The organism is Streptomyces marokkonensis, assembly GCF_008312835.1.
GTDB classification, from domain to species: Bacteria; Actinomycetota; Actinomycetes; order Streptomycetales; family Streptomycetaceae; genus Streptomyces; species Streptomyces marokkonensis_A.
Genome location: NZ_VSKS01000008.1, coordinates 179,442 through 198,751 on the forward strand (window position 1 = coordinate 179,442; position 19,310 = coordinate 198,751).

General features: G+C 73.0%; 20 protein-coding genes. 11 read left to right on the forward strand and 9 right to left on the reverse strand.

The genetic code is table 11. From position 1 onward, the window contains the following. Window positions 1-347: 347 nt before the first annotated feature. The gene (locus F1615_RS35645; protein WP_149549705.1) at window positions 348-857 is read right to left on the reverse strand and encodes a tyrosine-type recombinase/integrase; all 510 of its coding nucleotides are present in this window, start codon (window positions 855-857) and stop codon (window positions 348-350) included. A gap of 153 nt (window positions 858-1,010) precedes the next feature. Between F1615_RS35645 and F1615_RS16340 the strand changes: the two genes are divergently transcribed. From F1615_RS16340 to F1615_RS16350, 3 genes are read left to right on the forward strand one after another with little or no spacing between them, the layout of a single operon-like run. Then, window positions 1,011-1,385: an ATP-binding protein gene (locus F1615_RS16340; RefSeq protein WP_149549833.1), complete on the forward strand. Its 375-nt coding sequence runs from the start codon at window positions 1,011-1,013 to the stop codon at window positions 1,383-1,385. A gap of 42 nt (window positions 1,386-1,427) precedes the next feature. Then, complete coding sequence (locus tag F1615_RS16345; RefSeq protein WP_149549706.1) at window positions 1,428-1,937, forward strand: DinB family protein; 510 nt, start codon at window positions 1,428-1,430, stop codon at window positions 1,935-1,937. Between the two features lie 51 nt (window positions 1,938-1,988). Further along, window positions 1,989-3,617, forward strand: a complete 1,629-nt coding sequence (locus F1615_RS16350; protein WP_149549834.1) for a hypothetical protein — start codon at window positions 1,989-1,991, stop codon at window positions 3,615-3,617. Here F1615_RS16350 and F1615_RS16355 read toward each other — a convergent pair. Beyond that, window positions 3,571-5,622, reverse strand: coding sequence for a bifunctional glycosyltransferase 87/phosphatase PAP2 family protein (locus tag F1615_RS16355; protein WP_149549707.1), 2,052 nt, complete (start codon window positions 5,620-5,622; stop codon window positions 3,571-3,573). The genes F1615_RS16350 and F1615_RS16355 overlap by 47 nt on opposite strands. A 339-nt stretch (window positions 5,623-5,961) precedes the next feature. Here F1615_RS16355 and F1615_RS16360 point away from each other — a divergent pair, with 339 nt between their 5' ends. Beyond that, entirely contained in the window at window positions 5,962-6,639 is a 678-nt protein-coding gene (locus F1615_RS16360; RefSeq protein WP_149549708.1) for an O-methyltransferase, read from the forward strand. A 10-nt stretch (window positions 6,640-6,649) separates the two neighbouring features. On the opposite strand, the gene F1615_RS16365 is transcribed toward F1615_RS16360, so the two are convergent. Then, window positions 6,650-7,042, reverse strand: a complete 393-nt coding sequence (locus tag F1615_RS16365; RefSeq protein WP_149549709.1) for a hypothetical protein — start codon at window positions 7,040-7,042, stop codon at window positions 6,650-6,652. 143 nt (window positions 7,043-7,185) lie between these two features. Here F1615_RS16365 and F1615_RS16370 point away from each other — a divergent pair, with 143 nt between their 5' ends. Then, window positions 7,186-7,614, forward strand: coding sequence for a DUF1992 domain-containing protein (locus F1615_RS16370; RefSeq protein ID WP_149549710.1), 429 nt, complete (start codon window positions 7,186-7,188; stop codon window positions 7,612-7,614). Here the strand turns inward: F1615_RS16370 and F1615_RS16375 are convergent. Then, window positions 7,603-8,208 (reverse strand): hypothetical protein, encoded by a 606-nt coding sequence (locus F1615_RS16375; protein WP_149549711.1) that lies wholly within the window; start codon window positions 8,206-8,208, stop codon window positions 7,603-7,605. The genes F1615_RS16370 and F1615_RS16375 overlap by 12 nt on opposite strands. A gap of 4 nt (window positions 8,209-8,212) precedes the next feature. Next, window positions 8,213-8,881: a hypothetical protein gene (locus tag F1615_RS16380; protein WP_149549712.1), complete on the reverse strand. Its 669-nt coding sequence runs from the start codon at window positions 8,879-8,881 to the stop codon at window positions 8,213-8,215. Window positions 8,882-9,039: 158 nt separating this feature from the next. Here F1615_RS16380 and F1615_RS16385 point away from each other — a divergent pair, with 158 nt between their 5' ends. Continuing rightward, window positions 9,040-9,525 (forward strand): GNAT family N-acetyltransferase, encoded by a 486-nt coding sequence (locus F1615_RS16385; protein ID WP_149549713.1) that lies wholly within the window; start codon window positions 9,040-9,042, stop codon window positions 9,523-9,525. 4 nt (window positions 9,526-9,529) lie between these two features. On the opposite strand, the gene F1615_RS16390 is transcribed toward F1615_RS16385, so the two are convergent. Beyond that, the gene (locus tag F1615_RS16390) at window positions 9,530-11,617 is read right to left on the reverse strand and encodes an MDR family MFS transporter (RefSeq protein ID WP_149549714.1); all 2,088 of its coding nucleotides are present in this window, start codon (window positions 11,615-11,617) and stop codon (window positions 9,530-9,532) included. A gap of 159 nt (window positions 11,618-11,776) precedes the next feature. On the opposite strand from F1615_RS16390, the gene F1615_RS16395 reads away from it, so the two are divergent. Continuing rightward, the gene (locus F1615_RS16395) at window positions 11,777-12,901 is read left to right on the forward strand and encodes a peptidoglycan-binding domain-containing protein (RefSeq protein ID WP_149549715.1); all 1,125 of its coding nucleotides are present in this window, start codon (window positions 11,777-11,779) and stop codon (window positions 12,899-12,901) included. 60 nt (window positions 12,902-12,961) lie between these two features. Here the strand turns inward: F1615_RS16395 and F1615_RS16400 are convergent, their stop codons facing one another. Next, the gene (locus tag F1615_RS16400; RefSeq protein ID WP_208818333.1) at window positions 12,962-13,624 is read right to left on the reverse strand and encodes an HAD-IA family hydrolase; all 663 of its coding nucleotides are present in this window, start codon (window positions 13,622-13,624) and stop codon (window positions 12,962-12,964) included. 195 nt (window positions 13,625-13,819) lie between these two features. Beyond that, on the reverse strand, window positions 13,820-14,401 hold the full coding sequence (locus F1615_RS16405) for a TMEM165/GDT1 family protein (protein WP_149549717.1): 582 nt from the start codon (window positions 14,399-14,401) through the stop codon (window positions 13,820-13,822). Between the two features lie 404 nt (window positions 14,402-14,805). On the opposite strand from F1615_RS16405, the gene F1615_RS16410 reads away from it, so the two are divergent. The 4 genes from F1615_RS16410 (at window position 14,806) to F1615_RS16425 (ending at window position 18,740) form a co-directional block, all read left to right on the forward strand. Then, complete coding sequence (locus tag F1615_RS16410; protein ID WP_149549718.1) at window positions 14,806-15,450, forward strand: HNH endonuclease family protein; 645 nt, start codon at window positions 14,806-14,808, stop codon at window positions 15,448-15,450. 86 nt (window positions 15,451-15,536) lie between these two features. Then, window positions 15,537-17,183 (forward strand): alkaline phosphatase D family protein, encoded by a 1,647-nt coding sequence (locus tag F1615_RS16415; RefSeq protein WP_149549719.1) that lies wholly within the window; start codon window positions 15,537-15,539, stop codon window positions 17,181-17,183. Between the two features lie 250 nt (window positions 17,184-17,433). Continuing rightward, the gene (locus tag F1615_RS16420; RefSeq protein ID WP_149549720.1) at window positions 17,434-17,886 is read left to right on the forward strand and encodes a DoxX family protein; all 453 of its coding nucleotides are present in this window, start codon (window positions 17,434-17,436) and stop codon (window positions 17,884-17,886) included. Between the two features lie 251 nt (window positions 17,887-18,137). Further along, window positions 18,138-18,740, forward strand: a complete 603-nt coding sequence (locus F1615_RS16425; RefSeq protein ID WP_149549721.1) for a DedA family protein — start codon at window positions 18,138-18,140, stop codon at window positions 18,738-18,740. A 258-nt stretch (window positions 18,741-18,998) separates the two neighbouring features. On the opposite strand, the gene F1615_RS16430 is transcribed toward F1615_RS16425, so the two are convergent. Further along, window positions 18,999-19,262, reverse strand: coding sequence for a DUF2277 domain-containing protein (locus F1615_RS16430; protein WP_149549722.1), 264 nt, complete (start codon window positions 19,260-19,262; stop codon window positions 18,999-19,001). Between the last annotated feature and the right edge of the window lie 48 nt (window positions 19,263-19,310).

A 19,310-nucleotide genomic window follows, 5' to 3' on the forward strand; every position in this document is an offset into this window, starting at 1 on the left:
GTCGCGTTCGACGATGCAGCGAACCTGAAACCGGCCCGCCGAGCCCTTGCCCCGGTCTGGGACGTGCTGGGTGACGAACGTCGCCTCGTCCAGGCCGCTGGCCCGCCACTCTCGGATGCAGGGAGAGCACATGCCGCGGCTGTTGCTGACCGAGGCGCAGGCCACCGTCACGCACTTGTGGGCGACGGTGCGTTCGTTGTCCGTGTCTCCGTTGAAGAAGAGCGTCGCGGCGTCCCACTCGCCGGGCCGCCAGGCAGGATCGACACGATCCCTGAGCCAGGCCGTCCATGCCTCCAGATCCAGGGCCGGTGGCGTGGCCAACAGTGTCGCGGCACTGTTCGCGGAGGTCATCGTGTCTCCCGACGCCGGGGGGCCGTGGACTCGACGGCGTCGCGTTTCTCGCGGTCCGTGGCGTGGAGATACGGCTGCATCGAGGATGGTGACGCGTATCCGAGGAGATGCTGGGCAACGTCCGGCTGCACTCCGGAGCGGATCCAGGACGTAGCCGCGGAGTGCCGCAGCATGTGCGGCCGGGCCACGAATCCGGCCCGGCGGGCCAGCCGGTCGAACATGTCCTTGGCGTTGGGGTAGGTCATCGGCCGCCCCAACGGCGCCCGGAACAGGTTCACGAAGACCATGTCGGTCTCTGCCGCCTCGGGGACCCGGGCTCGCTCGTGCTGATAGTCGGCACCCTGCCCGCGTACACCCTCTCGGTGTTCGGCGACCGATCCGCCTGGCGCAGGCCGGCCAGGTAGGCACAGCCCTCGGTGTGGATGGTGTAGTTCTCGTCGGCGATCACCCAGCGGACGCTTCCGTCCGCAGGCGAGATCGCCCTCTCCGCTTTGAAGATCACACATACACAACGTGACAGCGAGCTAGCGGATATCGGTGAGGCACACGAGAGGTCTACGGCCCAAACACACGTGTCATCCATTCAGCTGGACCTCTAGATAACCCTCGTCCCTCTCACTCCCCCGGTGCTCCTCGCTCCCCGCAGCGACCGGTACGCGATGCGGCTCGCCGTCGGTGAGCATTCCGCGCGGCATGTCCGCCGCATCGTCCGGCCGTTCCTGCGGGAGTGGGAGATGGCCGAGCTGTCCGACGACATCGAACTCGGCGTGACCGAGCTGCTCGCCAACGTCGTACGCCACGTTCCCGGCCGGCGCTGCGCGCTGCAGTTGCTGAGGCGGCCGGGTGGGGTGCGGGTGGAGGTGGCCGACGGGAGTGAGGAACCTCCGTGTGTGCCGGTCGGGTCGGCGCCGGATGCCGAGAGCGGGCGGGGGCTCGTGCTGGTGGACGCGGTGAGCGAGAAGTGGGGGGTTGATCCCCGGCCCTGTGGCGGGAAGTCGGTGTGGTTCGAGTGCGGCATCAGCACTCACGCATAACCGGGTTTACATCCGGTGCGGGCTCGGCGACGCTCTCCTCCCATGAGTGAGACGACGACGCCCGACGAGAACAAGGCACTTCTGCGTACGTTGCGAGGGCAGCGGGAGCACATCCTGGGGATGCTCGACGGGCTCGACGACGGGTCCCTGCGGCGCCCCGCGCTGCCGTCGGGCTGGAGCTGTCTCGGTCTCGTCCAGCACCTCACCATCGATGTCGAGCGGTTCTGGTTCCGGGCCGTCGCCGCCGGGGACATGGCCGTCGTCCGCAGCTACGACGACTACACCGACGCCTGGCAGGTGGGTCCCGACGCGTCCGCCGACGCGATCCTCGCGCGGTACCGCGAGGAGTCGGCCGTGGCGGACACCGTCATCGGCACGACGCCCGCGGACAACGCCCCGGCCTGGTGGCCCCGGGAGACGCACGGGGAGCAGTTCCTGCACACCCTCCGGGATCTCGTGCTGCACGTCATCACCGAGACCGCGTGCCACGCCGGCCATCTCGACGCGGCGCGGGAGCTCATGGACGGCCGGCGCTGGCTGGTACTCACGTAGGCACCAACCGCGTGGAACAACGCACCCGCCCTGTTCCACGTCTACTTGATCGTGCCCCCTGCCGACCTCACCCTGATCCAGCACGCGGACACGGCCGTTGAGCGGGAGCGGCCCCTCCGGGGCTTCTGCCGGCGCCATCGCGTTCCGCTCATCGCGACTCTCTCCACGCTCCCCCTCCACGCCCTCTGGTGGGCCTTCCTCGCCACCGGCGGCGGGGACCTCGCGGCGCAGGAGGCGTGGGCGGACTTCGCGACCCGGCACGGGAGTTCGGCGTACAACCTGTTCTGGTACGGCGGGATGCACACGGCCAACTACAGCCTCATATCGCCGTACTTGATGGCGGCGCTGGGGGTGCGGGGGCTCACGGTCGTCTCCGGGGTCGCCGCCACCTGGATCGCGGCCGTACTCGTACAGCGGGCCGAGCGGCGAAGACCCCTCGCGCCCGCCCTGCTCGCCGCCCTCGCATTGTGGTGCAACGTCGCCTCCGGGCGGACCACCTTCGCCCTCGGGGTCGCCTTCGGGCTCGCCGCGTGTCTGTTCCTCGGCCGGGAGAAACGTCTCGTCATCGCCGGTGCCTACGCCGCCCTCGCCACCATGGCGTCCCCGGTCGCCGGGTTGTTCCTCGCCGTCGCCGGGGGCGGGTACCTGCTCGACCGGCGGCCCCGTCGTGCCCTCGCCCTGCTGCTGCCGCCCGCCGCCGTCGTCGGGGCGACGAGCCTCCTCTTCCCCTTTCACGGTGAGCAGCTGATGCCCGCGGCCCGCATCTGGCCGCCCGTGCTCCTCGGGGTCGCCGTCGCCCTGTTCTCCCCGCCCTCCTGGCGCGTGGCCCGGTGGAGCGGCGTCGTCTACGCCGTCGGGACCGTGGCCGTGTATCTCGTGCCGTCCCCCATCGGCACGAACGTCGAGCGGCTCGCCGAGTACGCCGCGCCCGTCGTGCTCCTCACCGCGCTGCTCGCGCAGCCGCGCACGCGTGCACTGCGGCGCAGTCTGCTGGTGGCCGTCCTCGTGTTCTCCGTCGCGTGGACGGGCGAGAAGACGGTCGACGACCTCGAGGTGTCCACGACCGTTCCCGCCTGGGCCGCCCAGACCCAGGGCGTCGTCGAGGCCCTCGAAAGGCTCGGTGCCGACACGGCCCGCGTGGAGGTCGTCCCCGGGCGCGATCACCGGGAGGCCTCCGCGCTCGCGCCCCACCTCCACCTCGCGCGCGGCTGGAACCGGCAGCTCGACATGGAGCGGGCACGGCTGTTCTACGACGGGTCCTTCTCGGCCGCCTCCTACCGGGCGTGGCTGGACCGGTGGGCGGTCGGGTTCGTGGTGCTGCCGGACGGGAAGCCCGACGGGTTCGCCGAGGAGGAGGCGCGGCTGATACGGCACCGGCGGCCCGACTGGCTGCTGCCCGTCTGGCACGACGCCCACTGGCAGGTGTTCCGGGTCCGGGACGCGGTGCCGCTGGTCTCCGAGCCGGGGGCGGTCGTGCGGACCTCCGGCGCGGATCTGGTGCTGCGCGTGTCGCGGCCGGGCGCGGTGACCGTGCGGATCGCGTACTCGCCCTGGCTGCGCAGTGACGGCGGGTGTCTGGGCCGCGAGGGCGGGTTCACGCGGCTCACCGTGCCGGCGCCGGGCGAGTACCGGATCAGCTCGGAGTACGGTCCTTGGCCTGAGCCGACGGCTCGCTGCTGAGTTCGGCGGCGGCCACCGTCGTACGGGCGCGCGGTCCCTGGAGGAGGTACGTGAGGCCGAAGCCGGCGCCGACGACGACCGCGCCTCCCGCCGCGTCCAGGATCCAGTGGTTGCCGGTGGCGACGATCGCGGCGGCCGTGAGGAGGGGGTGGAGGAGGCCCAGGGTCTTCATCCACGGCTTCGGCGCGATGATCACGATCACCAGTCCGCACCACAGGGACCAGCCGAAGTGCAGGGACGGCATCGCCGCGTACTGGTTGGTGAGGTGGGTGAGGGTGCCGTAGTCCGGCTGGGAGAAGTCCTGCACGCCGTGCACCGTGTCGATGATGCCGAGGCCCGGCATGAGGCGGGGCGGGGCGAGCGGGTAGAGCCAGAAGCCGACGAGGGCGAGGAGGGTGGCGAAGCCCAGGGCCGAGCGGGCCCAGCGGTAGTCGACGGGACGGCGCCAGTACAGCAGCCCGAGCACGGTCAGCGGGACGATGAAGTGGAACGACGTGTAGTAGAAGTCGAAGAACTCCCGCAGCCAGCCGATCTTCACCACGGCGTGGTTGACGGCGTGCTCGATGTCCATCTGGAGCAGGCGTTCGAGGTCGAGGATCTGCTGTCCGTGTTCCTCGGCGCGGGCGCGGCCCGCCGAGTTGCTGCCGCCGGTCGCGGCGAGGCGGACCTTGGCGTACGCGGCGTAGGTGACGCGGATCAGCAGGAGCTCGAGCAGGAGGTTCGGGCGCAGCAGCACCCGGCGCAGGAACGGCAGCAGCGGGACGAAGGCGAAGCGGGCCGGGACGGGTGGGGCGTACCGGGTCGGGATCGGGGTGCGGAAGTACGGGGAGGTGCGGGAGAGGAAGGGGACCGCGGTGGCGGCGGCCAGGGCGGCGAGGAGGACGACGTTGTCGCGCACCGGGTGGAGGAACGCCATGTTCGGCAGCATCATCTTGGCCGGAAGCGTCATCACCAGGACCACGGCGACGGGCCACACCATCCGGTCGCGGGCGCGCTTGCCGACCCGGCCGACGGCGGTGAGCAGTACCCACAGCAGCTGGTGCTGCCACGCGGTCGGGGCGACCGCCATGGCGGCGCAGCCGGTGACGGCGACGGCGAGGAGCAGCTGGCCGTCGTGGGCGTAGCGGACGGCGCGCCGGAGGGCGAGGATGACGACGGCCGCGCCGAGCAGGAGGAAGAGGCCGATCTCCAGGGGGCCTTCGAGGCCGAGGCGGAGCAGGGCGCCGTGCAGGGACTGGTTGGCGAGGTCGTCGGCGGGGCCGCCGAGGCCGGTGCCCGCCAGGTGGTGCACCCAGTAGGTGTAGGAGTCCTGCGGCATCGCGGCCCAGGCGAGCGCGGTGGTGGCGGCGAAGGTGACGCCGGTGGCGGTGGCGGCCTGCCGGCGGCCGGTGAACCACAGCAGCGGGGCGAAGATCAGGAGGGTGGGCTGGAGCGCCGCCGCGATGCCGATGAGGCCGCCGCTGAGGCGCTGGCCGTGGGCGGCGAAGCAGCCGAGCAGGACGAGCAGGACCGGGATGACGCTGGTCTGGCCGAGCCAGAGGGTGTTGCGCACCGGCAGGGACAGCATGAGCAGGCTGATGGCGACGGGCGCGGCGAGGATCGCGGTGCGGCGGCCGACCGGCTGGGGCAGGGCGCGGGCGGCGATCGTTCCTAGGGCGACGACCAGCAGCAGGATGCCGAAGGTCCAGCCCCAGCCGAGGGCTTCCGCGGCCGGGCGGGTGAGGGGTTTGAGGACGAGCCCGCTGAAGGGGGTGCCGGTGAACCGGGTGGAGTCGTAGAGGGAGCCGCTGACGTGCAGGACGCCCTCGGGGCCCACCCACGTCTCCAGGGCGGTCAGCCGTTCTCCGCTCGGGGTGGTGAGGACGGCGGCGACCTGGCGCACGGCGAGGACGGCGGCGAGCAGCCACAGTCCGAGGCGCGCCGCGCGCAGCCGTGCCCGGGTGCCGCCGACGGCTGTCGCCCCGGGCGCCTCCGTCGGTCGCCCACTGTGCTCCGCGTTCGCCACGCCTCGTCGGCCTCCCGCCCCGTTTTCGCCCCGCGCGTCCCGTACGTGGGGGTTCGCTCCGCGCAGCCTATGAGGCTCGCACCGCCCCCGGAGGGAGACGCGGGAAACCGCGGCTTCACCTGACGGCTCTCTCGCATTTGTCCGAATGACGATAGTCCGCGGGTGGTGGCGTCGCCTCGGGACGACGCGAGAAGGACCACAACGAGTGAGTGGGCCGGGCCGCCGTCGACGGGGCCGGGACACACCGGGAAAGCACCTGACGGGCAGCGGACGCGCGGCGTATCTTCGTTAGCGATCCTAGTTAGAGAAGCTAACTAGCCGTACGGAAGGTACAGGCGCATGAGCGAGTCGCAGCTCTGGCACGCGGTGGACGAGTACGTCGCCGACCGTCTCCTGACCGATGCCCCCGACGAGGCCCTGGCGGCCGCCCTGCGCGACAGCGACGCCGCCGGTCTTCCGCCGATCGCCGTCTCCGCCCCGGCGGGGAAGCTGCTGCAGATCCTCGCCCAGGTGCAGGGCGCCCGGAACATCCTGGAGATCGGCACGCTCGGCGGCTACAGCACCATCTGGCTGGGCCGCGCCCTCCCCGCCGGCGGGCGGCTGATCTCCCTGGAGTACGAGCCCCGGCACGCCGAGGTCGCGGTCCGCAACATCGCCCGCGCGGGACTCGACAAGCAGGTCGAGGTGCGGGTGGGCGCGGCACTGGACTCGCTGCCCCGGCTGGCGGACGAGAACCCGCCCCCGTTCGACCTGGTCTTCATCGACGCCGACAAGGTCAACAACGCCCACTACATGGAATGGGCGCTCAGGCTGACCAGCGCGGGCAGCCTGATCGTCCTGGACAACGTCGTCCGCGGCGGCCGGGTGGCCGATCAGGACAACACGGACCCGGACGTGGTGGGCACCCGCGCCGCCCTCGACATGATCGGCAGCCACCCCAGGCTGACGGGCACGGCGATCCAGACGGTCGGCGTCAAGGGCTACGACGGCTTCGCGCTGGCGCGCGTGCTGGCGTGAACCGGGCGCGTCACACCTCGTGGTAGAAGCCCACGTTGACGCTGCGCGGGGCGGTGCGGTCCTGGATGACGACCTCACCGCTGCCGCCCCGGGGCAGCGCGACCGTGCCGCCGTAGGCGACCGGATGGACGTACTCCCCGATGGTCAGCCGGACTTCGGAGGACGGCTCGGGCAGGGATCCGCGCAGCCAGGTCAGCTGCCAGGTGCCGTCCTGCGCGCAGCCGAACTCCAGGTGGACGCGCGAGACGAACAGCCAGTCGTCCGGCGTCGACAGCCGGCACAGCGACCTGTCCCGGCCCACCCGCAGCACGGCACCCGGCTCGCTGGGCGCGTCGGCCATGAGCATGCCGGCCGTGGCACCCGCTTCCGCCGCGGACACCGCGGCCATGGTGAGTTCGAGCACCTGTGCTCCTCCTAGGACGTCCTGCGGGCCGGGGAAGGCCCGGGGCCGGCGGTGGCCGGAACGGCCGTGCACGGCGGCCGGATCGGCCCGCCGCCGCCGAATGATAAAACGTCCGGGTTCGCGGCGTCCGGCACAATGAACCCATGACCGAGCGAAAGCCACCGGGTGTCGACTTCGAGAGCTGGGTCGACAAGCAGATCCGCGACGCCGACGCGCGCGGGGAGTTCGAGCGGCTGGCGGGGGCGGGCAAGCCCCTCCCCCGTGAGGTCGAGAGCACCTACGACGAACTGTGGTGGGTCAAGCGCAAGATGGCCCGCGAGGGGTTCTCGGTGCTGCCGCCGACGCTCGCCCTGCGCAAGGAGGCCGAGGACGCGCTGGAGGCCGCCCTCGCGGCCCCGTCGGAGCGGATCGTCCGGAAGATCGTCACGGAGATCAACGCCAGGATCAGCGACATGATGTTCAAGCCGCCGCCCGGCCCCCCGCTGGGCAAGAAGCCCTACGACGTCGAGGACGTCGTGAGGCAGTGGCGGGAGCGCCGGGCGGCGGACGGGTCGGGCGGCTCAGACGTGTAGCAGCCGCTCCGCCAGCTCGCGGTAGTCCCGCAGGGCGAGGCGCAGTTGCTCGGTGTCGGTCGCGGCCACGGAACCGCCGTCGTCGGTCCCGCCGTCCTGCCAGGACCGCCGCAGGGTGCGGCGCCGCTCGGTCACGGCCTCCGTGAAGCGCTCGGTGAGCTCCTGCAGCGCGCGATCGGCCTCCCGTACGGCGTCCCGCGGCGCGTCGACGAACTCGGCCACGGCGTGCTGCAACTGCGCCGTGAGCCTGTCGGTGTCGTCGAGCCGGAGGAGGCGGGCTGCCGTCCGGTGGCCGTCGTGGCCGGCGCCCGTGGACACGGCCTCACCGTGCTGCGAACGCTCCGCGGCCGGGGGACCCCCGGCGTCCGCGACGGTGCGGGCGGCTGTCTCGCGGGCCCCGTCGTCGGTACGGGTGCCGAGGGCGCCGTCCCGGGTGCCGGGGGTCTCACGGGCGGCCTCTTCGCGGGCGCCCGGGGTCGGGGCGTCACCGCGGAGACCGGCGCCCGTGTCCTGGGCGTCGCCCGGGACGCCGGGAGTGGTGCGGTGCCCTTCGAAGGGCGGTGTGCCGCCGGGGCGGCGGGTCGCGTCGGTCATCGGTTCAGCTCTCCTTCGTCTGGCGCCGGTGGAACAGCGACGAGGTCTGGTGCCCGCGGCGGACCGCCGGGGACGACGTGCGGTCGCCGTCACCGCGGTGGTGTCCGCCGTCGTGCCGGGACGGCCGGACCAGTTCCTCGAACAGCGCTCGGGCCTCGACGACGGCCTCGCGCATCTCCTCGGTGCCCGCACCGCCGTCGTGCGCGCCGTTCGCGTGGGCCTGCGCCACCCGGTGCACGCGGCGGTAGCCCTCGACGTGGTGGGCGTGGTGCACGGACAGCGCGGCGAGCTGGTCCTCGTAGTGCCCGTCGGCGGGGAAGCCGCGGGCGGCGGCGAGCTCGGCGATCAGCCGGTCCGCCTCGGCGACCGCGTCGCGCGGCGCGTCGACGAACCGCTCCTGAACGGCCGTCCAGCGCGCCTCGAACCTCTCCCGCTCGACGGGCTCCAACGGGCGCTCCCGCAGGTCGCCGTGGCGCTGCACGCGCTCGGCGAGCTCCCGCTCCGCCGCCTTGGTGTCCCCGTCGTGCCGGGCGACGGCCCGTTCGTACTCGGGCCCGAAGCGCCGCTTCAGTCCCTTGCCGTGCGGGCCGCGGGCGCGCAGGGTCAGCACGGCCGCGACGGCGACAACGACCGCAACAATCACGATCAACGCAATGATCAGGCCAGTGGACATGGATGCCTTCCGGGTTCTCGGCCGGGCCGGCACTCTTCGCGAGCCGGTTCGTCTTCCGTGTTGCCCGAAGGTTCGGGCACAAACAGTTCCCGGCCGTCACCGTCCGGCACGCCGAAATCACTTGCGCGTCCGCCGGACGGGTCGCCGAGAATGCTCACATGACATGGACCGTGGCCCCGGAACCGTACGACTCGCCCGTCGCGGTCGCGCTCTGGCGGGCGTACTACACCGAGGTCAGCGACCGCTGGTACCTGCTGCACGAGGGGCACAGGACCGACCCGCGGGAGCTGGAGCGGGGGATCGCCGCCGGGGCCGGCCTCGCGCCGCCGCGGGGGCGGCTGCTGGTCGCGCGGTACGCGGGCGAGCCGGCCGGGAGTGCGGGCTTCCGGCTGCTGGACGGCGGGACCGCCGAGCTGACCCGGGTGTTCCTGTACGAGGGGATGCGGGGCAAGGGCGGTGCCGCACTGCTGGTGCGGGCCGCCGAGGACGCGGCCCGGGCGCCGGGCGCCACCCGGATGATCCTCGACACACGCGGTGACCTCGTGGAGGCACGGGCCCTGTACGCCCGCCTCGGCTACGCGGAGACCGAGCCGCACAACGGCGACCCGTACGCCGAGCACTGGTTCGCCAGGCAACTCGGCTGAGGGGTCAGGACGCCGGGGTCACCGCGCGTGCGTCGTGGGGCCGTTCCCCTCGGGAGCCGCACAGCTCGTCGTTCAGCTCGTGCACCAGGTGCGTCAGGTCGGTCGGGCGGTCCGGCCCCCACCAGTCGCCCAGCAGCTCGGCCAGGGACTCCTCCCGGGCCCGCGCCAGCCGCTCCGCCGTCTCGCGGCCCTCCTCGGTCAGCACCAGGTCGACGCCCCGGCGCACGGCGAGGTGCCGGATCTCGACCTGCCGGGTGGCCTCGAGGACGACGCTCAGCGGGACCGGGTTGCGCTCGGCGAGCCGGGCCGGTTCGACCGAGCCGTGCCTCCTGATCCGCAGCAGCAGCCAGCTCGCCGCGGGCAGCAGGTCGTAGCCCGCGCGATCGGTGATCTTCCGGTAGATCTCCCGCCGTCCCTCTCGGGTGCCGAGCACCGACAGCGCGCGGCACACCTCGTCGTACGAGGACCGCTCCACGGGGTTGCTGGCGAGCGTCTCGGTCACGTCGGGCGCGGTGACCGCGTCGCGCAGCGGGTCCTCCCTGAGGAACCAGGCCAGCGCGAAGCCGAGGAGGGCGACGGGCGCGGCGTAGAGGAAGACGTCGGTGATGGCGGTGGAGTAGGCGTCGAGCGCCGGGGGGCGCAGCGCGGGCGGCAGGGCGGCGATGCCGCGCGGGTCGGCCTCCAGCGTGCCGGGGGAGACACCGGGCGGCAGGGGCGCGCCCCGGAAGGCGTCGGTGAGTTCGTCGCCGAGGCGGCTCGCGAAGATCGTGCCGAAGACGGCGACACCGAACGAGGCGCCGATGGAGCGGAAGAACGTCGCGCCGGAGGTGGCGACGCCGAGATCCTCGTAGGGGACGGCGTTCTGCACGATCAGCACGAGGACCTGCATCACCAGCCCGAGTCCGAGGCCGAAGACGAAGAAGAAGGTGCTCATCACCGCGGTGGAGCTGTACGCGTCGAGCTGGTGGAGCAGCAGCAGTCCGAGGGTGGTGACGCCGGTGCCCGCGATCGGGAACACCTTCCAGCGGCCGGTGCGGCTGACGATCTGGCCGGAGCCGGTGGACGACAGCAGCATGCCGGCCACCATCGGCAGCATGTGCACACCGGACATGGTCGGCGTGATGCCGTGTACCACCTGCAGGAAGGTCGGCAGATAGGTCAGCGCGCCGAACATGGCGAAGCCGATGACGAAGCTGATCACGGCGGAGAGCGTGAAGGTGCGCACCCGGAACAGCTTCAGCGGCAGTACGGGCTCGGCGGCCCGGCGCTCCACGGCCACGAAGGCGACGACGAGGACGGCGCCGAGCACCGCGAGCCCGATGATCCGCGGCGATCCCCAGGCCCAGGTGTTGCCGCCGAGGGAGGCGACCAGCACCAGGCAGGTGGCGACGGAGGCGATGAGGAAGGTGCCGAGGTAGTCGATGACGTGCTTGGTGGACCTGCGCGGGATGTGCAGGACCGCCGCGATGACGGCGAGCGCGACGATCCCGACGGGCAGGTTGATGTAGAACACCCAGCGCCAGCTGAGGTGCTGGGTGAACACTCCGCCCAGCAGCGGACCGAGCACGCTCGTCGCGCCGAACACCGCCCCGAACAGGCCCTGGTACCGGCCGCGTTCACGGGGCGGGACCAGGTCGCCGACGATCGCCATCGACAGCACGATCAGGCCGCCGCCGCCCAGTCCCTGGAGTGCGCGGAACCCGATGAGCTGGGCCATGTCCTGCGCGGTGCCGCACAGCGCCGAGCCCACCAGGAAGATCACGACGGCCGTCTGGAAGAGCTTCTTGCGTCCGTACTGGTCGCCGAGTTTGCCCCACAGCGGGGTCGCGGCGGTGGAGGCCAGCAGATAGGCGGTGACCACCCAGGACAGGTGCTCCAGGCCGCCCAGTTCGCTGACGATGGTGGGCAGGGCGGTGGACACGATGGTCTGGTCGAGCGCGGCGAGCAACAGGCCGAGCAGCAGGGCGCCGATCGAGAAGAGGACGTTGCCGGACACCTGTTCCCGGCCGTCGGCGTCCATGGCCGGCGGTCCGGCGCGGGGTGCGGGCTGCGCGTCGCCCTTCGGCGCCGTACCGTGCGCGTCGCCGGCCATGCGGACCTCCACAGTTCTCGTGTCCACCCTCCATCGTGATCGGTGTGACCTGTTATGGCCTGTTGAGTCCTGCCGGAAGTTCGCATTCCGGGGGCACGCGGCCCGAGCTGTGAAGAAGATCTGCATAATCTCTGGAGTTCGCGAGGGGAGGGACGACACGTGGAACAGCCGAACGGACACCCGTGCCCGGAGTGCGGTGCGCCCAGAAACGGGGACAACACGCCCTCCTGCGCCTGCACGCTGCGTGCGTCCGACGCCCTCCGCGACGCGCGTACGGCGGAGGCCGCCGCCGCGGAGGACTTCGACCCGCTGCGCATCCGGCCGTACGTCGAACTGGACGGCGGGACCGCGCGGAGTACGCCGGACGGGCCCGCGGAGGCCGCGGGTGCGGCCGGGGCGTCGACGGGCGCGCCCGGACAGCCGGCCGAGGGCGCGGACGCGCCCGGTCCGCCGGCGGACGGCCCGGAGGCACCCGACCGGACGATGCCGCTGCACGCCGTCCCGCCGGAGGCGGCGCCCGGCGCGGCGGACTCGACGTCCGTGCTGCCGACACCCCTGGGGCCGGCGACGACGCGGCCGAGCGCCACGGACCTGGACCTGTTCGACGCGACGCAGCCGCTCGGGGCCGTCCCGGACGCGCCCGGACCGGAGACCGTCGACGCGGCGCCGTCGGGCCGGCGTCGCCGCACGGTGCTGTTCGCGGCGGCCGGGGCCGTCGTCGTCGTGGTGGCGGCGGCGGGGTGGGCGAGCGGGGTGTTCTCCTACGAGACGCCGTCCCGGAACAGCGCCGCGCCGGAGGAGGTCAGGGCGAGCGTCCCTGACCCGTCGTCCGAGGCGCCGTCCGCGGAGCCGACGGCCGGCGCCTCCTCCGCCTCGCCGACGCCGTCCGCCTCCCCCTCCAGCTCCCCGTCCGCGAGCGCGAGCGCCTCGGCCTCCGCGTCGCCGTCGGCGTCCAGCGCCTCGCCGACCGCGCCGGAACCGGCCGAGCCGTCCCCGGCCCCGACGACGTCCGGCCCCTCGGACGCGCCCGCGGACACGGACGAGGGCGAGGACGACGGCACCGCCCCGGTGCTGAGCCGCGGCGACCGAGGTCAGGAGGTCGTCGAACTCCAGCAGCGCCTGCACCAGTTGTACCTGTACAACGACGACATCAACGGCCAGTTCAACCACCGGCTGGAAGACGCCCTGCGCAACTACCAGTGGTCCCGCGGAGTCCACGAGGAACTGGGCGTGTACGGCCCGCAGACCCGGGCCCGGCTGGAGTCGGAGACCCGGGAGCCGTGACGCCCCGGGGCCGGGCGGCCGGCCCGCGCGGCGCCGGGGGCGAGGAGCCCGTGGGGGCGGCTACCGCGTGATGTGCAGGCGGATCGTGCCGTCGGCGGCGGGCTCCACGCGGACCTGGGTCAGGTCGCGTACGACCACGTCCGGCGCGTGGAATCCGGCCCGGGGGCCGATGCCCACGACGCGCATGCCGGCCGCGCGGCCCGCCGCGATGCCCGCGCCGGAGTCCTCGAAGACCACGCAGTCGGCCGGGTCGACGCCCAGTTCCGCCGCGCCCTTCAGGAAGCCCTCGGGGTCGGGCTTGCTCGCGCCGACGGACTCCGCCGTCACCCGCACGTCGGGCCGCTCCAGCCCGGCGGCGGCCATCCTCGCCGTCGACAGGGCGACATCGGCGGAGGTCACGAGGGCGTGCGGCAGGCCCTTGAGGGAGGCGAGGAAGTCGCCGGCGCCCGGCACCTCGACGACACCCTCGGTGTCGGCGGTCTCCTCGGCGAGCATGCGGGCGTTGTCGGCGTGGTTCTGCTCCATGGGCCGGCCGGGCAGCAGCAGGGCCATCGACGCGTACCCCTGACGCCCGTGCACGACCTTCATGACCTCGTCCCCGTCGAGCCCGTTGCGGTCGGCCCAGCGCCGCCAGACGCGTTCCACGGAGGCGTCGGAGTTGACGAGGGTGCCGTCCATGTCCAGCAGGAGGGCGCGGGCGGTGAGTACGACGGTGGCCGTCATCGGCAACTCCAGGGAGCGGAGGCAGGGGCTGACACTGGGGGGACAAGGCGGCCCCGCCCGCCGGTCAGGGAAAACGGGCGGGAGCCACTTTGTTCATCCACGGTACAAAACAAACCCGGCATCGCGCCACCGTCTTCGCCGGCCGTTCACCCACGCTTCGGCCCGCCGTCGTCCGCGGCGGGCCCGCGGCGGGCGTCAGGCGGTGACCGCCTCCCACAGGCTCCACACGCCGAGACCCAGCATCAGCAGCGCCGCGATCTGCGTGATCAGCTTCAGCGGCACCCGCTTCATCAGCGCCTTTCCGCCGACGATGCCGAGGGCGGCGACCGACCACAGCGCGAGCACCGCACCCAGGCCGACGGAGAGCGGGTCGTCGTAGCGGGCGGCGAGGTTGGCCGTCATGATCTGCGTCAGATCACCGAACTCGGCGACCAGGATCAGCATGAAACCCGCTCCGGAGACCTTCCAGAAGGACTGGTTCTCCGGCTTGCGGACCTCCTCCTCGTCCTCGTCCTTCTTCAGCAGCAGCATCGCCGCGCCGCCCAGGAAGAGCACACCCGTGAGCGCGTGCACGATCTGCTGCGGCAGCAGTGTGAGCACGCTTCCCGCCGCCACGGCGAGCGCGACGTGGAGCGCGAAGGCGGCGGCGACTCCGGCGAAGACGTAGGAGGCGCGGTAGCGGGTGCCGAGCACGAGGCCGGCGAGCGCGGTCTTGTCGGGCAGTTCGGCGAGGAAGACGACGCCGAAGACGACGGCCGTCACGGTCAGGCTGATCAACGGTTCCTCAATCGGTCGGGGCTGCCCCACCGAGAGTGCTGTGCGTTTCCACGGGACACCTCGGCACGGCAGCACACGCGGCACCCGTGCCGTACGGCACGGGCGTGCACTGCTTGCCGAAGGTCTCGCCGGCCGGCCCCACGTCGTGAGGCCTGCCTCCGGGCGCCGGCTCAGGCGGGCTGAGCAGTATGTCGACGGTCCGGCGAAGAGCTACTCCCCTTCTGCGCCGCCCATGGTACGCGAGGCCCGGGCAGGGCCTCGTACGCGGAAACTTCACACTCGAACCATAGACGTGTCATGAACACGTCATTAGCTTCTTACCGGAAGCACCCCTCCCGGCAACACGGCGTGGCGAGCATGTGCCTGCCCGCACGCCAACGGCCCCACCCCACAAGGGAGTTCGCATGTCGAAGTTCTACGCGCGTCGACGCCTCAGCATAGCCGCGGCACTCACCGGACTCATAGCCTCCGTCGGCCTGTTCAACAGCCCGACGGCCTCCGCCGCCCTCCCCACCCCGGTGAGCGCCGCCACCGCCCGCAGCTACCTCGCCACGCTGCCCGTGCGCACGGAGAACCGCACCGGCTACAGCCGCGACCTGTTCCCGCACTGGATCACCGTCAGCGGCACCTGCAACACCCGCGAGACCGTCCTCAAGCGCGACGGCTCCAACGTGCGGACCGACTCCTCCTGCGCCGCCACCAGCGGCAGCTGGTACTCCCCGTACGACGGCGCCACCTGGTCCGCCGCCTCCGACGTCGACATCGACCACCTCGTGCCGCTCGCCGAGGCCTGGGACTCCGGCGCCGGCTCCTGGACCACCTCGCGGCGCCAGGCCTTCGCCAACGACCTGACCCGCCCGCAGCTCCTCGCCGTCACGGACAACGTCAACCAGTCCAAGGGCGACCAGGACCCGGCCACCTGGATGCCGTCGCGCACGACCTACCGCTGCACGTACGTCCGCGCGTGGGTGCAGGTGAAGTACTACTACGGCCTGTCGGTCGACTCGGCCGAGAAGTCCGCCCTGCAGGGGTACCTCGCCAACTGCTGACGCGCCGGCGAACTGGCGGGTGCGTAAATCTCCCCGGGAACCTCCGTCGCTGCGTACCGTACGGGGCGACGGAGGAAGGGGTGACCATGGCCGGACTGCGGCTCGGACCACTGCTGAGGTACGTCGACGGCTCGTCCGCGACCGTCTGGGTCGAGACCGCCCGGCCGGGCACCGTGGAGGTGCGCTGTCCGGACGGGACCGGGGGGAGGGCCGGCACCTTCCGGATCGCGGGTCACCACTACGCGCTCGTCCGGGTCACCGGCCTCACACCGGGCACGGCCACCCCGTACGAGGTCTTCCTCGACGAGACCCGGGTGTGGCCGCTGCCCGAGGACCCGTTCCCGTCGTACCCGCCCTCCGTGATCGCCACCCCGGGCCCCGGCGACCGGGTGCGCGTCGCCTTCGGCTCCTGCCGCTGGGCCTCCCCGCCCACCGGGGAGCCCGACCCCGTCGGCCCCGACGCCCTCGACGCCCTGGCCAGGCGCATCGCCGCCGACCCGGCCGGTGAGCGGCCCGACGTCCTGCTACTCCTCGGCGACCAGGTGTACGCCGACGAGACCTCCGACGCCACGAAGGAGTGGCTCGCCGCCCGCCGCGACCTGAACGACCCGCCGGGCAGCCAGGTGGCGGACTACGAGGAGTACACCCACCTCTACTACGAGTCCTGGCTCGACCCCCAGGTGCGCTGGCTGCTGTCCACCGTGCCCACCTGCATGATCTTCGACGACCACGACGTCATCGACGACTGGAACACCTCCGCCTCCTGGGTCGAGGACATGCGCGCCACGTCGTGGTGGCGGGAGCGGGTGCTCAGCGGCCTGATGTCGTACTGGGTGCACCAGCACCTGGGCAACCTCTCCCCCGCCGACCTGGAGGCCGACCCGGTGTACGCGGCCGTCCGGGACAGCCCCGACGGCACCGACGCGCTGCGTGCCTTCGCCTCCGACGCGGAGGCGGACGCGACCGCCGTGCGCTGGAGCTACCGGCGCGACTTCGGCCGGGTGCGGCTGCTGATGGTGGACAGCCGCGCGGCCCGCGTCCTGGAGGAGGGCCGGCGCTCGATGCTGGACCGGACCGAGGCCGGCTGGCTGCGCGACCAGGCCCTCGACGCCCGCGACACGTACGACCACCTGCTCATCGGCACGTCCCTGCCCTGGCTGCTCCCCCATCTCGTGCACGACGTCGAGGCGTGGAGTTCCGCGCTGTGCCGGGGCGACAAGGGACCGCGCTGGGCACGGCTCGGGGAGAAGCTGCGGCGTGCGGCGGACCTGGAGCACTGGTCGGCCTTCCCCGAGTCGTTCGACGAACTGGCGGAGCTGATCGCCGAGACCGGCACCGGGCCGGACGCGCCGGCGACGGTGTGCGTGCTCTCCGGGGACGTCCACCACGCCTACGTCGCCGAGCCGAGCTGGCCGGGGCGTGCGGCGCCGGACGCCCGGGTGGTGCAGCTGACCTGCTCCCCGGTCCACAACTCCATCCCCCAGTCGATGAGGCTCGGCTTCCGCTTCGGCTGGAGCGCCGCCGCCCGGGGACTCGGGCGCGTGTTCGCGCGGCACGGCCGTCTGGGCCGGCCGGCGGTCGGCTGGCGCAAGACGGGCGGGCCCTGGTTCGGCAACCAGCTCATGACGCTGACGGCACAGGGGCGTTCGGCGGTGCTGAGGCTGGAGCACGCGCAGCAGGAGGAGACGGGGACACGGCTCAGGACGGTGGCGGAGACCCGGCTGAGCCGCTGACGCTGCAGGAACCTGTGAGCCGCCTGTGCACGGGGGTGCGGATCCGGTCACCGTGAGGGGGGCGGAGGCGGCACGGGGGCCCTACTGACATGGGGCGGCGGGCACAGGGACGCCCGGGTCGAGCGGAATCCATGACCAAAAGTTGAACTTGCAAGTAAGTGAGAGGCGCTCCTAACGTGGGCCTCCGACTCGGTTCCGTCCCCCCGGACCGGCCCCACCCGGGGCCGGCCTGACCGAAGGAGACCCCCACATGACCGGACGCCTCAACAGCGCCCAGCCATTCGCCCTTGGCCTGTTCCGCATGGTCATCGGCCTGCTCTTCGCCTGCCACGGCGCGGCGAAGCTGCTCGGCGTGCTCGGCGGCGCGGACGGCGACGGCGGCACCGTCGACACCGGCACCTGGCCCTACTGGTACGCGGCCGTCATAGAACTCGTCGGCGGCAGCCTCGTCCTGCTCGGCCTCGGCACCCGGGCGGCGGCGTTCATCTCGTCCGGCGCGATGGCGTACGCGTATTTCAAGGTCCACCAGCCCGGGGCCCTCTGGCCGGTCGAGAACGGCGGCGAGGGCGCGGCCATGTACTGCTGGGCCATGCTCCTGCTGGTGTTCACCGGCTCCGGAGCCTTCGGACTGGACCGCCTGTTCACCAGGCGCTCGTCGGCGAACGGGCAGCGGACGGCGGAGCAGGCCCCGGCGACGGCCTGACCGTCCCGACCGCCCCGGCCCACCGCGCACGCGCCGCACGGGTGCCCTCCCCGCTCCACACCGGGGAGGACACCCGTCCTCGCGACGGGAAGGAGAACTCCGGGCACCGGACACACGAACCCCCCGTGACCTTTCCGTCACTTGCCGGGCGTACGCTCTATGGCTGTCATCGGCCACTCCTGCCACCCCCTGCCGCCCCCTCCGCGACAGCGCGGCACGCTTGGCCCACGGGGGCGTTACGGGGAGTTCGGGTGGACAGTCTGGGGTCGCTGGTCGGCAGCCCATGGATCTATGCGGTGGTGGCCCTGTCGGTGCTGCTCGACGTGTTCCTCCCGGTCCTGCCCAGCGGGGTGCTGGTGATCACCGCGGCCACCGCCGCGGCCGCGGGCACGGCGACCGACGTGCCCGACATCCTGGTGCTGACCCTCTGCGCCGCGACCGCGTCCGTCCTCGGCGACCTGGTGGCCTACCGGCTCGCCTGGCGCGGCGGCGCCCGCCTGGACCGGGCCATCGCCCGCTCCCGGCGGCTGAGCACCGCGCAGGAACGTCTCGGCGCGACGCTGGCGCGGGGCGGCGGCGCGCTGGTCGTCCTCGCCCGCTTCGCCCCGGCCGGCCGCTCGGTCGTCTCCCTCGGCGCCGGCGCCGCGCGCCACCGCGCCCGCGACTTCCTGCCCTGGTCCGCCCTGGCGGGCCTGTCCTGGGCCGCGTACAGCGTGGCCCTCGGCTACTTCGGCGCCTACTGGCTGGGCGCGACCTGGCTGGCGACGGCGGTGTCGGTCGGCGCCCTGTTCGCGGCGGGGGCGGGCGCCGGTTACCTGATGCACCGGAGACCACAGCCCTCGGAAGCCCCGTAGACACCCTCAACTGCGGCCGGCCGCCCCTCCGCGGCGGCGGCCGGTCGCGCCTCCCCAGCTGCGGGCAGTCGTGCCGCTGGGGCGATGGGGGTCCCCCCGCTCGAGCGAAGCCGAGAGTGGGGGAGGGTGGGCGCCGGAGGTACCCCCTCCGGGGGAGGCACCCCCGCGAACGCCGGGCTGCGCACCACCCCCGGCCCAGCCCCACGAGGCCCGCCCAGAGGCCGGCAGCACGCGCCCCGGGCCCACGCCTCGCAGACGTCAGCCCGCGCCCCGGGCCCAAGCCCCGCGGACGTCAGCCCCCGCCCGCGCGGCGGCCCCGCGGACCTCCAGCCCGTCCAGCAGCTCGGCCGTCGCCTCGGCGATCGTCTCCACCGCCCGGTCGAACACCTCACGGTTGTGGGCGGCCGGCGCGCGGAACCCGGACACCTTCCTCACGTACTGCAGGGCGGCGGCCCGGATCTCCTCCTCCGTGGCCTCCTCGGGCAGGACGGGCGGACGCAGCGTCTTGATACTCCGGCACATGCCTCCAGTCTGACGCGCGGGGCCCGCCCGCGGCCACGAACGGATGAA